The following is an 11806-nucleotide window of genomic DNA, read 5'->3' on the forward strand; positions in this document are numbered from 1 at the left end:
AGCCCATGGGGCGCCGCAAGTCAACGGCCGGGACTAAATCGCGTGACCGGCCGGAAACACGCTGCTAACGTCCGGCCCGACCAGGTGCTTTCCCGGAAAGAAGGAGAACGGCGTGCGCCGAGCTGTCGAGTCCCCGAGCCGTATGGACCTTTCGACAGCCCTGGAGCCGTTCATCCATGGAGTACCTGAACCTCGGAATCCTCGCCCACGTCGACGCCGGTAAGACGAGCCTGACGGAGCGCCTGCTCCATCACACCGGTGCCATCGGCACCCTCGGCCGCGTCGACGCCGGGGACACCCGCACCGACACGATGGACCTGGAACGCCGTCGCGGCATCACCATCCGCTCGGCCGTCGTGGCCTTCCGCGTCGGCGACCTGCGCGTCAACCTGATCGACACCCCCGGCCACCCGGACTTCATCGCCGAGGTCGAACGCGCGCTGCGGGTGCTCGACGGTGTCGTCCTCGTCGTGTCCGCCGTCGAGGGCGTGCAGGCACAGACCCAGGTGCTCATGCGCGCGCTCAAGCGGCTGCGGATCCCCGTGCTGATCTTCGCCAACAAGATCGACCGGGCGGGCGCCCGCCACGACGGCCTCCTCGCCGACCTCGCCGAGCGCCTCGGCGTCGCCTGCGTGCCGATGTCCGAAGTCGACAGCATCGGTATGACGACCGCGAAGGTCCGGCCGCTCTCGCCGTCGTCCGGGCAGGCCGAGCAGCTCGCCGAGCACAGCGACGCCTTTCTCACCGCGTATCTCGAAGACACTTTGACGGCCGGGGACTACCAGGACGAGATCGTCCGCCAGACCCGGCTCGGCGTCGTCTCCCCTGTCTACTTCGGCTCCGCACGCAGCGGCGAAGGGATCGCCGAGCTGACTTCGGGTATCCGCGAGTTCCTTGCAGGAGCTGGGAAACCCGTGACCGACGACCGGTTGCGCGCCGCGGTGTTCAAGATCGAACGCGGCCGCGCACACGAAAAGATCGCTTATGTCCGCGTGTTCTCCGGCGAGCTCGGCGCACGGGACCACGTCCGGTTCCACCGGCCGGGCGGGACGTTCACGGCGGAGGCGAAGGTGAGCGCGGTGCGCGTCTTCGAACTCGGCGACGAGACCGTCGAGGGCCGCGCGCGGGCCGGGCAGATCGCCAAGGTCACCGGGCTCAAGGAGATCCGGATCGGCGACCTCGTCGGTGTCCCCGAAGAAGAGCGCGCGTCCACGCAGTTTCCGCCGCCTGCCTTGGAAACCGTGGTCCTCCCGGCCGAACCCGCCGAGACGGCGGCGGTGTTCACCGCCCTGCAGGAGCTGGCTGAGCAGGATCCGCTGATCACCGTCCGGCAGGACGACGAGACCCGCCGGATCTCGGTGCGGCTCTACGGCGAAGTGCAGAAGGAGATCATCGCGGAGACAATCGCCACTCAGCACGGCCTCGACGTCGGCTTCAGCCTCACCCGGCCGGTGTGCGTCGAACGGCCGACCGGCACGGGGCATTCGGTGTGGTTCATCACGGAGAAGCGGAATCCGTACTTCGCCACGGTCGGGCTGCGGGTCGGCCCCGGCGCCCCTGGATCGGGCCTGACCTTCGGCCTCGAAGTCGAACTCGGCTCCCTCCCGCTCGCCTTCCACAAGGCCATCGAGGAGACCGTCGACGCGACACTGCGGCGGGGCCCGTCCGGCAGGGAGGTGATCGACTGCGTGGTGACCGTCACCCATACCGGTTACTTCAGCCCGGTCAGCGCGGCGGGCGATTTCCGCAAGGTCACCCCGTTCGTGCTGGAAGAGGCGCTGCGGGACGCGGGGACCGAGGTGCTCGAACCGGTCAGCCGGGTCGAGGTGGAACTGCCTGCCGACTCGGTGACCACGACGCTTTCCCGGCTGGTCGAAGGCGACGGGACCGTCACCGGCTCGGTGGTGCGCGGCGACCGGGCCGAGCTGACGGGTCTGCTCCCGCTGGGCGAGGTCGCCCGGTTCGAGCAGCACCTGCCCGGGCTCACGCACGGCGAAGGCCTGATGACCACCGAACCGGCGGGCTACCGGCCCCGGGTTAGCCCGAATCGGCCAATGCCCGGCTAGCCGGAACGAGTACGTTCTTGGTGGACGGCGAAATCCGCCGTCCGAGGAAAGGGCCACAATGGATCAGTTTCGCGACACCGCTTCGGCGTTGCGGGAGCTCACCGAGTCGATGCGGCTCGACGAGCCCCGCGACGAGTTGCTGGAACGGGTGGCGAAGAAGGTGGTCGGGCTGCTGCCGGGCGCGGACGCGGCCACGGTGACGCTGTACTCCGACAACGAGCCGAGCACCGTCGCCGCCACCGACGAGTCCCTGCTGGCCCTGGACAAGGCGCAGTACAGCGCGGACGAAGGCCCCTGCCTGAAAGCCGCCGAGAGCGCGTCGATCGTCCGCACCCTGCTGGACGCCGACGCGGCCGCGCGCTGGCCGGATTTCGCGGCCGCCGCCGACCAGCTCGGCGTGCGGACCGCGCTGGCCTGCCCGTTGTTCGTCCCCGGTGTATCCCACTTCAAGCGGCGCGAGACCGAGCCGCTGGCCGGTGCGCTCAATGTCTGGAGCTTCCAGGAGAACGCCTTCGACCCGGTCGAGGCGGCCCTGATCGCGATGTTCACCTCGGCCATCTCGGCGATCATCCTGACCGCGTCCCGCTGGGCCGCCGCCGAACGACAGGCGGAGACCCTGGTCACCGCGCTGGAGACCAGGGACGCCATCGCCACCGCGAAGGGGATCGTGATGGCTCGTCTGGAGCTGAACGCCGAGGAAGCCTTCCGCTGGCTCACCGAGGCGTCGCAGCACACGAACCGCAAGATCCGGGAGATCTCGGTGCTGATCGCGGAAGACCCGAGAGCGGTTTTCGGGCATTAGCCCAGCGAGACCCGGCGGTTCTCGCGCGAGGACTCCAGGCCGGCTTCCGCGAGCCGGATGCCGCGCACCCCCGCCATGAAGTCGTAGGGATGCGGCGCTTCCTCCACCACGTGGCGGACGAACTGCTCCCACTGGGCGCGGAAACCGTTGCCGAAGTCCTCGTTGTCCGGCACTTCCTGCCACTGCGAACGGTACGACCGCGTCTCGGCGAGGTCCGGGTTCCACACCGGCTTCGGCGTGGCCTCCCTCGGCTGGATGACGCATTTGTGCAGGCCCGCGACGGCGCTGCCCTTGGTACCGTCGACCTGGAACTCGACCAGTTCGTCGCGGTGGACCCGCACGCACCAGGACGAGTTGAGCTGGGCGATGATCCCACCTTCGAGCTCGAAAATCGCGTACGCGGAGTCGTCGGCAGTCGCGGCGTACCGGTCGCCCTTCTCGTCGACGCGCTCCGGGATGTGCGTGACGGCCTTCGCGGTCACGGCGTTGACGGCGCCGAAGAGGTTCTCCAGCACGTAGTTCCAGTGGCAGAACATGTCGACGACGATGCCGCCGCCGTCTTCGGCGCGGTAGTTCCAGCTGGGACGCTGCGCCGACTGCCAGTCGCCCTCGAAGACCCAATAGCCGAACTCGCCGCGCACGGACAGCACCTGGCCGAAGAAGCCGCTGTCCATCAGGCGCTTCAGCTTGAGCAGGCCGGGCAGGTACAGCTTGTCGTGGACGACGCCGTTCTTGACCCCGGCCGCCTCGGCGTGCCGTGCCAGGGCGAGCGCGCCTTCGACCGACTCGGCCACCGGTTTCTCGGTGTAGATGTGCTTGCCCGCGTCGATGGCACGGACGATCGACTTCTCGCGGACCGCGGTCAGCTGCGCGTCGAAGTAGAGCGGGAGGTCGTCGTCGCCGAGCGCGGCGTCGAGGTCGGTGGTCCAGCGGGTCAGGCCATGCCGGGTGGCGATCTCTTCGAGCTTGTCCGCGTTGCGCCCCACCAGGACCGGCTCCAGCTGAACCCGCGAACCGTCGGCCAGCTCGACCCCGCCGGCCTCCCTGATCGCCAGGACCGAGCGCACCAGGTGCTGCCGATAGCCCATCCGCCCGGTGACGCCGTTCATCACGACGCCGAGTTTCCGCGTGGTCATCCGTTCTCCTTTGAAAGCGCTTTCCTGCCCACATCCTGAAAGCGCTTTCTCGCCCTGTCAAGACCGAGCCGGGCCGAAGGGGACTTTCCCCACATGAGACGCGGCGAAGGGCGCTTTCCCCCTATCGGATGCGGGGAAAGTTCCCTTCAGCTCAGGGCACGGCCGCGGACGGCGTCGAGGTATTCGGTGATGGCGTCCCGGTTGCGGAGCAGGCATTCGGCACGCCGGGTCATCCGGTCGCGCTCGGCTTCCAGGGTTCCGAGCATCTCCGGGGTCGCGTCCGGGAAGTAGATCTGCCGGGGTTTGTCCAGGCACGGCAGGATCTGCTTGATGATCCGGGTCGGCAGCCCGGCGTCGAGCAGGCCCCGGACCTGGATGACCCGGTCGACCGACGGCTCGGCGTAGTCGCGGTAGCCGTTGGGCAGCCGCTCCGAGACGATGAGTCCCTGCTCCTCGTAGTACCGCAGCAGACGGCGCGACGTGCCCGTCCGCTCCGACAGCTCCCCGATCCGCATGTGCGCCACCTCACCCCGGCCGACTTGACCTTCACATCTATGTGATGGTTCGAGCATACGGAGCATGACCACGAAACTCCCACTCGGCGCGCTGCTCGCGCTGACCACGGCGGCTTTCGTCACCGTCCTCACCGAAGCCCTGCCCGCGGGGGTGCTGCCCGCGATGAGCGCCGGCCTCGGCGTCGGCGAAGCGGCGACCGGGCAACTGGTGACGGTGTACGCCATCGGCACCGCGCTGACCGCGATCCCCCTGTCCGCCGCGACCGCGGGCTGGCGCCGCAAACGCTTGCTCCTGACCGGAGTGGCCGGTTTCGCCGTCGCCAACACGGTCACGGCGCTGTCCACGAACTATCCCCTGACCCTCGGCGCGCGGTTCGTCGCCGGCATCGCGGCGGGCGTGGTCTGGGCCCTGCTGGCCGGCTACGCCCGGCGGCTGGCGCCGGAACCGGTGCGGGGCAAGGCGATCGCCGTCGTGATGACCGGCATCCCGCTCGCGCTCTCGCTCGGCATCCCCGCCGGCACCTTCCTGGGCGGCCTCTTCGGCTGGCAAGTGACGTTCTCGCTCATGTCGGCGCTCGCGCTCGGCCTGCTCGGCTGGATCGCGCTGGCCGTCCCCGACTTCCCCGGGCAGGACAAGGGCGGCAGGCTCCCGGTGCGCCGGACCCTCGCCGTGCCCGGCGTGGCCGCGGTCCTGTTCGTGACGCTGACGTTCGTGCTGGCGCACAACATCCTCTACACCTACATCGCCACCTTCCTCGAACACGTGTCGATGGGCGGCTCGGTCGATCGGATCCTGCTGGTGTTCGGGCTGGCGTCGATGGTCAGCATCTGGTTCGTCGGCCTCTTCATCGACCGGCGGCTGCGTCCGCTGACCGTCGGCGGCACCCTTCTCGTGGCGCTCGGAGCGACGATTTTGGCTCTGCTGGGTGAAAGTCCGGCACTGGTCTATCTCGCGGTGACGCTGTGGGGGCTCGGCTGGGGTGGCATCCCGACGCTGCTGCAGACCGCCGCCGCGCAGGCGGGCGACAAGGGCGGCGCGGCGGATATCGCGCAGGCCATGCTGGTCACCCTGTGGAACGCGGCGATGGCGGGCGGCGGGATCGCCGGTGGCGTCCTCCTCGACGGCTTCGGCGCGGGGTCGTTCCCCTGGAGTGTCCTGGTGCTGCTCGTGCCGACGCTGGCCGTGGTGCTGGTGGCGCGGCGGCACGGGTTCACAGCGGCAGTTCCGGATGACTCCGGATCGCCTCGAGAACCAGGTCGACGGCGGCGCGAGGCGCGGACCCGCGCCTGACCGCCGCGGTGATGGAGCGGTCGACCGGCGTCGCGAGCTCACGGGTGGCGACACGGTAGCGCCGGTCGACGGCGAGGCCGGGCAGGAGAGCGATCGAAAGCCCGGCCTCGACGTGCTGCAAGGTCATCATGTAGTTGCTGAACCGGGCGATCACGCGCGGCTCGAAACCGGCTTCGCGGCAGAGCCGGGTGGCGAGGTTCGCCATGTACGACTGGGGGATGTCGAACGCCCAGGGCTCGCTCGCGTAGGCGGCGAGGTCGGCGGGGCCGCGGCCCGCGGCCGGATGACCGGGCGGGACGACGAGCACGATCGGGTCGGTCGCGAGCGGTACGAGTTCGACGTCGGGCCCCAGCGGCTGCTCGACGAAATCCGTGGTGGTGATGATGACGTCGGCGTCACCGACGCGGAGCGCGGGCATGCTCACGTGCGGTTCGAGTTCGAGCAGTTCGATCTGCAGGCGCGGATGCGAGCGCGCCAGCCGGTTCACCGCGGGGACGGCGATGGTGTGGATCGAACTCTGGAAGGCGCCGAGGCGGACGAGGCCCGCCGGTCCCTCACCCAGACCGCGCAGCTCGGCCTCGACGGTGTCCATGTGGTCGAGGATCTCCCTCGCGCGGCGGGCCAGCATCCGCCCGGCCGGGGTCAGCCGGACGCGGCGACCGGTGCGCTCCAGCAGCTGCGTGCGCGTCTCGGCCTCGAGGACCGCGAGCTGCTGGGACACGCTCGACGCGCTCAGGTTGGCCGCTTTCGCGACCGCGCGGACGGTGCCGAGCGTGTCCAGCCTGCTCAGCAGGCTGAGCCTCCAGGGGTTGAGCATGGCGCCATTGTTGTACGGATCAGCCGAACAGCACAGCCGGAATCGTGAGATGGACGTGTCGCTCGGCGGGGACTTACCGTCGAGACATGGCTGCTCCCATCACCGACCTGTCCACCGCCGACCGTTTCTGGGCCGACGCCGACCGGCACCTCGTGCGCTACGCCGGGGCCGGCGACTTCACCCGCGAGATCATCGACCACGCCGCCGGGAGCTACCTGTTCACCGAGTCCGGGCGGCGGATCCTCGACTTCACTTCCGGGCAGATGAGCGCGATCCTCGGGCATTCGCATCCCGAGATCGTCGAGACCGTACGACGGCAGATCGGCTCGCTCGACCATCTGTTCAGTGGGATGCTGAGCCGTCCCGTCGTCGACCTCGCACGACGATTGGCCGAGACTTTGCCGTCACCGCTGGAAAAGGCGCTGCTGCTGACCACCGGCGCGGAGTCGAACGAGGCCGCGATCCGGATGGCGAAACTCGTGACCGGGAAGCACGAGATCGTGTCGTTCGCCAGGTCGTGGCACGGGATGACGCAAGCGGCGGCGAACGCGACCTACAGCGCGGGCCGCAAGGGCTACGGGCCTACCGCGCCCGGCAACTTCGCCATTCCCGCGCCGAACGCCTATCGGCCGGACTTCCTCACCCCGGAAGGGGAACCGGACTGGAAGCGGCAGCTGGACTTCGGGTTCGAGATGATCGACGCCCAGTCCGTCGGCAGCCTCGCGGCGTGCATCGTCGAACCGATCCTCAGCTCGGGCGGGATCATCGAACCACCGGTGGGGTATTTCGCCGCTCTGCGAGAGAAGTGCCGCGAACGCGGGATGCTGCTGATCCTCGACGAGGCACAGACCGGCTTGTGCCGCACGGGAAACTGGTACGCGTTCGAACGCGACGGCGTCGTCCCCGACATCCTCACCCTGTCCAAGACGCTGGGCGCCGGCCTCCCGCTGGCGGCGGTGATCACGAGCGCCGAAATCGAACAGGAAGCGCATGACCGCGGCTACCTGTTCTTCACCACGCACGTCGCGGACCCGCTGGTGGCGGCCGTCGGGAACACCGTGCTCGACGTCCTCACCCGCGACCGGCTCGACGAACGCGCCACCGAACTGGGCGCCTTCCTCCGCCGCGGTCTCGACGACCTCGCCGCCCGTCACCCCGTCGTCGGCGACATCCGCGGGCGCGGTCTGCTGGTCGGCGTGGAACTCGTCGTGGACAGGGCCACGAAACGCAGCTCCGACGAACTGGGCGCGCTCGTCACGCGGCGGTGCCTCGAACTGGGGCTGCACATGAACATCGTGCAGTTGCCGGGGATGGGCGGGGTCTTCCGGATCGCTCCCCCGCTGACGGCCACCGAAGACGAACTGGCGGAGGGGCTGGGGGTGCTGGACAAGGCGATCGGAGACGCCAGCGCGCGCTGGTCTTGAGGCAAGTCTCGTGAGTGGTAAGGACGGTTAGAACCGTCCCTACCACTCACGAGGCCATGAACTCCCGAAGCAACCGAGCGACCTCACCCGGCCGCTCCAAGAACGGCGAGTGCCCGGCACCCTCCACGACCTCCACCCGGGCCCCGACCGCCGAATACCGCGCGGAAGTCTTGCCACAGTCGTAAAAGCGGTCCCGTCGCCCGAGAATCACCAAGCACGGCAACGCCAAAGCCGCCAGCTGCTCGTCCAACGGACGAGCGGCCAGCACTCTCGCCCGGTCCACGAGCACCACGCGCGCCATCGCGGGCGCGGTGACCGCGTGATCGGCCAAGTCCTGCAAGGGATCGCCGAACCAGCCGCCTCGGCGGAACCGGGACGCGAACCGGACCCATCGCCGATCGGCGACCCGCCGCACCAGCGCGCTGACCATCGGCAGCAGCACCGAACTGCCCGGCGGAAAGGACGCGTAGCTGTAGTCCGGCGCCTGTCCGATCAGCACCAGGGAACCGGCTCGCGGGGAGATCGCGGCCAGCGCCAAGGCAACGTCCGCACCGAAGGAGTGCCCGGCGACCAGGACATCCTCGACGTCCAGCGCATCGAGGACGGCGGCCACCATGCGCCCCTGCGACGCCGCGTCGAAACCCGAAGAACCACCGGTGCACCCATGTCCCAGCAGATCCACCCGGATCACCCGATGTCGCGCGGCCAGGCCGAGGGTGAGCCTGTCGAACCAGTGCACCGACCCGCAATACCCGTGCAGCAGCACCACCGGCGGCCCGTCACCGTCCTGACGCACATGGACGGCGACACCGTTCACGTCGAGGATGTCACCGATGGGGGAACGAGCCACGCCCCCAAACTAGCTCAGACCGGCGCGCTCTCCCTGCTGCGGGACAACAGGAAGGCCGCGATCCCGGCGGGCAGGAACATGAGCACGCCGTAGACCCCGGCGGGCACCGCCATCGCCTTGTCGCCGAGCACGGAATACGCCACGGCGATCGCGAGGGTGGCATTGTGGACACCGATCTCCATGGCGGAAGCGATCGCCTGGCCGCGGTCCACCCGGAACAGTCGCGGCACGTAGTACCCGATCGCGAGGCTGAGCACGGAAAGCGCCAGCGCCACCGGCCCGAGAGTGCCGATGTTGTCCACCAGCGTCCGGAACTCCTGCGCGATCGCGGCCGCGATCACCAGCACGAGCACCACGGCGGAGCCGATCTTGACCGGTTTGCGCATCCGCTCGGCCCAGCCGGTGAACCGGCTCCGCACGATCATGCCGAGCACGACCGGGATCAGCACGATCGCGAAGACCTGCACGAACTTCGCGGGCTGGAGCCCGACCGAGGCGCCGCCGTCGAGGAATTCGGCCATCGACAGGCCGACCACCAGCGGCAGGGTGAACACGGCCAGTACCGAGTTGATCGCCGTGAGCGTGACGTTGAGGGCGACGTCGCCGCCGGCGAGGTGACTGAACAGGTTCGCCGAGGTCCCGCCGGGCGAGGCGACGAGCAGCATCATGCCGACCGCGAGCACGCCTTCGAGGCCGAACACCACGATAAGGCCGACGCAGATCACGGGCAGCACGATCATCTGGCACACCAGCGCGATGACGGCCGCCTTCGGGTACTTCAGCACGCGCGTGAAGTCACCGACGGTCAGGGTCAGCCCCAGCCCGAACATGACGAGTGCCAGCGCTACCGGCAGGAGGATGGAAAACATCGCCGAACCCATCGAGGGGCCTCCGTCCGATATGCCCTTTTCAGATCGGCAATCGTGTCAAGCGGCGTGAACGGGGTCAAGGTACCGAAACCCAGCCGTGACCCCGCCCGATCGGCGCCGTAAGAAGTCGGTAACCAGGCGAACCGGGCGATCCGGACGGTTCGCGCGGTTGAATGTCCCCCATGAAACGCAAGCGGGTGCTCGCCGTCGTGGCGGCCGGACTGGTGGTGGCGGTGGCCGCCGGCCTCTACTGGTTCCAGCCGTGGAAGCTCTGGGTGAACGAAACGGTCCAAGAGGCCTTACCCGTCGCCGAAACGACAGCCCAGCCCACCACCCGAACCACCGGAAGTGCCACGCCCGCCCCGAAAGAGCCCACGGTCGTGGCGACCGGCGCGCTGATCAGCCACGAGCACGCGACCACCGGCGACGTCCGGATCCTGCGCGCGGCCGACGGATCGCTGGTGCTGCGCCTGGAGAACCTCGACACGAGCAACGGCCCGGATCTGCGGGTCTGGCTCACCGACGCGCCGGTGATCCCCGGCAAGGCCGGCTGGTCCGTGTTCGACGACGGTGCGTACGTGAGTGCCGGGAAACTCAAGGGCAACAAGGGAAGCCAGAACTACACGCTGCCGGCGGGCACCGATCTGGCGCGCTATTCGAGCGTGACGATCTGGTGCGACCGGTTCAACGTGTCCTTCGGCGCGGCAGAGCTGGCCAAAACCGTTTAGGCGAGCCGGTCCACGGCGTACTCCATCTCCGCGCGGACGGCACGCAGGTCGATGCCGCCGGGATCGATGATCGAGGCCACGGCGATCCCCCGCAGCTGCCCGACCAGCGCCGCCGCGTACGCGTCCGGGTCGCGAACGCCCCTGATGGAGCCGTCCGCGATCCCGGCGGCGACGGTCTGCGCGATGGCGAAACGGTACCGGCGATCGGCCTCGGTCATCGCCGACCGCACCGCCGGATCGCCGACGGTCGCGTCCGTCCAGAGCACCACGAACGCCCGGTTCAGCGGCGGCATGTCGGTGAGCAGCTCGAAGAAGATGTCCAGCAGGGCGCGCAGCATGTCCATCGGGCTCGGGGTCAGCCCGCCGGTCCGGGTGGCGACGGCGGCGCCGAAGGCGTCGGCGAACTTCTCCGCGGCGAACTCGACGAGCCGCTGCACCAGCGTCTCCTTCGAACCGAACAACTGGTAGACGACGCCGCTGGGATAGCCGGTCCTGGCGCAGATCATGCCGATCTTCAGCCGGGCGAAACCTGCCTCGCCGATCAGGCGGGCGGCGGTGTCGAGAATCCGTGTCCGTGCGATCTCCTGGTCACGCTGGACCTGGTGCTCCTCCGCAGACGAGTCCACGCCGCGATCCTCCCATGACTTCCGGTTCGTCACCCGTCGACGCGGCGTTACGATCCGGACATGAGGATCGCCTTCGCCGCCGACGACCGGAACGCCACCACGGACGCCGTCCAGGCCTATCTCGCCGAGGCCGGCCACGAGGTGCTCCGCCCCGCGACGTCGGACGTCTGGCCGGAACTCGGCGCGGCCGTCGGCAGGGCGGTCGCGGAAGGCGAGGCCGACTTCGGCGTGGTGATGTGCTGGACCGGGACGGGTACGGCCATCGCGGCCAACAAGGTCCCCGGGGTCCGCGCGGCGCTGGCCTGGGACACCTGGATCGCCGCGGGCGCGCGCAAATGGAATGACGCCAACGTGCTGGCGCTGAGCCTCAAACGGCTGGCCCCCGACGTGGCCGTCGAAATCACCGACGTGTTCCTTTCCGGTGTCCTGCCCGACCCCGACGAATCGGCGAATATCGCCCGGCTCGGCGAAATGGACGATTTTCGCCGGTAGGCGGCACCGAACCAGTGAACGGTTAACGCTGTCGAACGTATTAGGCCGTTCGCAGGAAAATCACCACTCTACGTAGTGATGCTTCCCATATTGGTCCAGACCACGTACCGTCTCCCGCAACAAAGCGTTCCGCATGGAGGTGGTCGATGAAGACGCATCCCCGCCTGCCCGGCTCCGGCCGCGGCAACGC

Annotated in this window: 12 protein-coding genes; 6 read left to right on the forward strand and 6 right to left on the reverse strand. The window is 69.0% G+C overall.

The window, feature by feature from the left end; genetic code table 11:
* The first annotated feature begins 176 nt into the window (after positions 1-176).
* Entirely contained in the window at positions 177-2066 is a 1890-nt protein-coding gene (locus tag LCL61_RS34590) for a translation factor GTPase family protein (RefSeq protein ID WP_340683638.1), read from the forward strand.
* Between the two features lie 58 nt (positions 2067-2124).
* The gene (locus tag LCL61_RS34595) at positions 2125-2868 is read left to right on the forward strand and encodes a GAF and ANTAR domain-containing protein (RefSeq protein WP_340683639.1); all 744 of its coding nucleotides are present in this window, start codon (positions 2125-2127) and stop codon (positions 2866-2868) included.
* On the opposite strand, the gene LCL61_RS34600 is transcribed toward LCL61_RS34595, so the two are convergent.
* Positions 2865-4004, reverse strand: coding sequence for a Gfo/Idh/MocA family oxidoreductase (locus LCL61_RS34600; RefSeq protein ID WP_340683640.1), 1140 nt, complete (start codon positions 4002-4004; stop codon positions 2865-2867). The genes LCL61_RS34595 and LCL61_RS34600 overlap by 4 nt on opposite strands.
* Before the next feature lie 146 nt (positions 4005-4150).
* Entirely contained in the window at positions 4151-4519 is a 369-nt protein-coding gene (locus LCL61_RS34605; protein WP_340683641.1) for a MerR family transcriptional regulator, read from the reverse strand.
* 64 nt (positions 4520-4583) lie between these two features.
* Here LCL61_RS34605 and LCL61_RS34610 point away from each other — a divergent pair, with 64 nt between their 5' ends.
* Positions 4584-5810, forward strand: coding sequence for an MFS transporter (locus LCL61_RS34610; RefSeq protein ID WP_340683642.1), 1227 nt, complete (start codon positions 4584-4586; stop codon positions 5808-5810).
* Here LCL61_RS34610 and LCL61_RS34615 read toward each other — a convergent pair.
* Positions 5731-6627, reverse strand: a complete 897-nt coding sequence (locus LCL61_RS34615) for a LysR family transcriptional regulator (RefSeq protein ID WP_340683643.1) — start codon at positions 6625-6627, stop codon at positions 5731-5733. The genes LCL61_RS34610 and LCL61_RS34615 overlap by 80 nt on opposite strands.
* A gap of 86 nt (positions 6628-6713) precedes the next feature.
* Here LCL61_RS34615 and LCL61_RS34620 point away from each other — a divergent pair, with 86 nt between their 5' ends.
* Positions 6714-8051, forward strand: a complete 1338-nt coding sequence (locus tag LCL61_RS34620; protein WP_340683644.1) for an aspartate aminotransferase family protein — start codon at positions 6714-6716, stop codon at positions 8049-8051.
* A 46-nt stretch (positions 8052-8097) separates the two neighbouring features.
* Here the strand turns inward: LCL61_RS34620 and LCL61_RS34625 are convergent, their stop codons facing one another.
* Together LCL61_RS34625 and LCL61_RS34630 are read right to left on the reverse strand one after the other, a co-directional pair.
* A complete protein-coding gene (locus LCL61_RS34625; protein WP_340683645.1) occupies positions 8098-8901 on the reverse strand; it encodes an alpha/beta fold hydrolase in 804 nt (267 codons plus the stop codon).
* A gap of 14 nt (positions 8902-8915) precedes the next feature.
* Positions 8916-9770, reverse strand: coding sequence for a bile acid:sodium symporter family protein (locus LCL61_RS34630; protein ID WP_425341950.1), 855 nt, complete (start codon positions 9768-9770; stop codon positions 8916-8918).
* A gap of 182 nt (positions 9771-9952) precedes the next feature.
* Between LCL61_RS34630 and LCL61_RS34635 the strand changes: the two genes are divergently transcribed.
* Complete coding sequence (locus LCL61_RS34635; RefSeq protein WP_340683647.1) at positions 9953-10498, forward strand: DM13 domain-containing protein; 546 nt, start codon at positions 9953-9955, stop codon at positions 10496-10498.
* On the opposite strand, the gene LCL61_RS34640 is transcribed toward LCL61_RS34635, so the two are convergent.
* Positions 10495-11124 (reverse strand): TetR/AcrR family transcriptional regulator, encoded by a 630-nt coding sequence (locus LCL61_RS34640; protein ID WP_340683648.1) that lies wholly within the window; start codon positions 11122-11124, stop codon positions 10495-10497. The genes LCL61_RS34635 and LCL61_RS34640 overlap by 4 nt on opposite strands.
* 60 nt (positions 11125-11184) lie before the next feature.
* On the opposite strand from LCL61_RS34640, the gene LCL61_RS34645 reads away from it, so the two are divergent.
* The gene (locus LCL61_RS34645; RefSeq protein WP_340683649.1) at positions 11185-11616 is read left to right on the forward strand and encodes an RpiB/LacA/LacB family sugar-phosphate isomerase; all 432 of its coding nucleotides are present in this window, start codon (positions 11185-11187) and stop codon (positions 11614-11616) included.
* Positions 11617-11806: the final 190 nt, after the last annotated feature.

The sequence above is a fragment of the Amycolatopsis coloradensis genome (assembly GCF_037997115.1).
GTDB classification, from domain to species: Bacteria; Actinomycetota; Actinomycetes; order Mycobacteriales; family Pseudonocardiaceae; genus Amycolatopsis; species Amycolatopsis coloradensis_A.

What these genes read in the sequence shown, in the direction of transcription:
- LCL61_RS34590 (WP_340683638.1), top strand. Translation starts at nt 177, where the DNA reads ATGGAGTACCTGAACCTCGGAATCCTCGCCCACGTCGACGCCGGTAAG.
- LCL61_RS34645 (WP_340683649.1), top strand. Translation starts at nt 11,185, where the DNA reads ATGAGGATCGCCTTCGCCGCCGACGACCGGAACGCCACCACGGACGCC.
- LCL61_RS34630 (WP_425341950.1), bottom strand. Translation starts at nt 9,770, where the DNA reads ATGTTTTCCATCCTCCTGCCGGTAGCGCTGGCACTCGTCATGTTCGGG.
- LCL61_RS34620 (WP_340683644.1), top strand. Translation starts at nt 6,714, where the DNA reads ATGGCTGCTCCCATCACCGACCTGTCCACCGCCGACCGTTTCTGGGCC.
- LCL61_RS34610 (WP_340683642.1), top strand. Translation starts at nt 4,584, where the DNA reads ATGACCACGAAACTCCCACTCGGCGCGCTGCTCGCGCTGACCACGGCG.
- LCL61_RS34595 (WP_340683639.1), top strand. Translation starts at nt 2,125, where the DNA reads ATGGATCAGTTTCGCGACACCGCTTCGGCGTTGCGGGAGCTCACCGAG.
- LCL61_RS34600 (WP_340683640.1), bottom strand. Translation starts at nt 4,004, where the DNA reads ATGACCACGCGGAAACTCGGCGTCGTGATGAACGGCGTCACCGGGCGG.
- LCL61_RS34605 (WP_340683641.1), bottom strand. Translation starts at nt 4,519, where the DNA reads ATGCGGATCGGGGAGCTGTCGGAGCGGACGGGCACGTCGCGCCGTCTG.
- LCL61_RS34635 (WP_340683647.1), top strand. Translation starts at nt 9,953, where the DNA reads ATGAAACGCAAGCGGGTGCTCGCCGTCGTGGCGGCCGGACTGGTGGTG.
- LCL61_RS34615 (WP_340683643.1), bottom strand. Translation starts at nt 6,627, where the DNA reads ATGCTCAACCCCTGGAGGCTCAGCCTGCTGAGCAGGCTGGACACGCTC.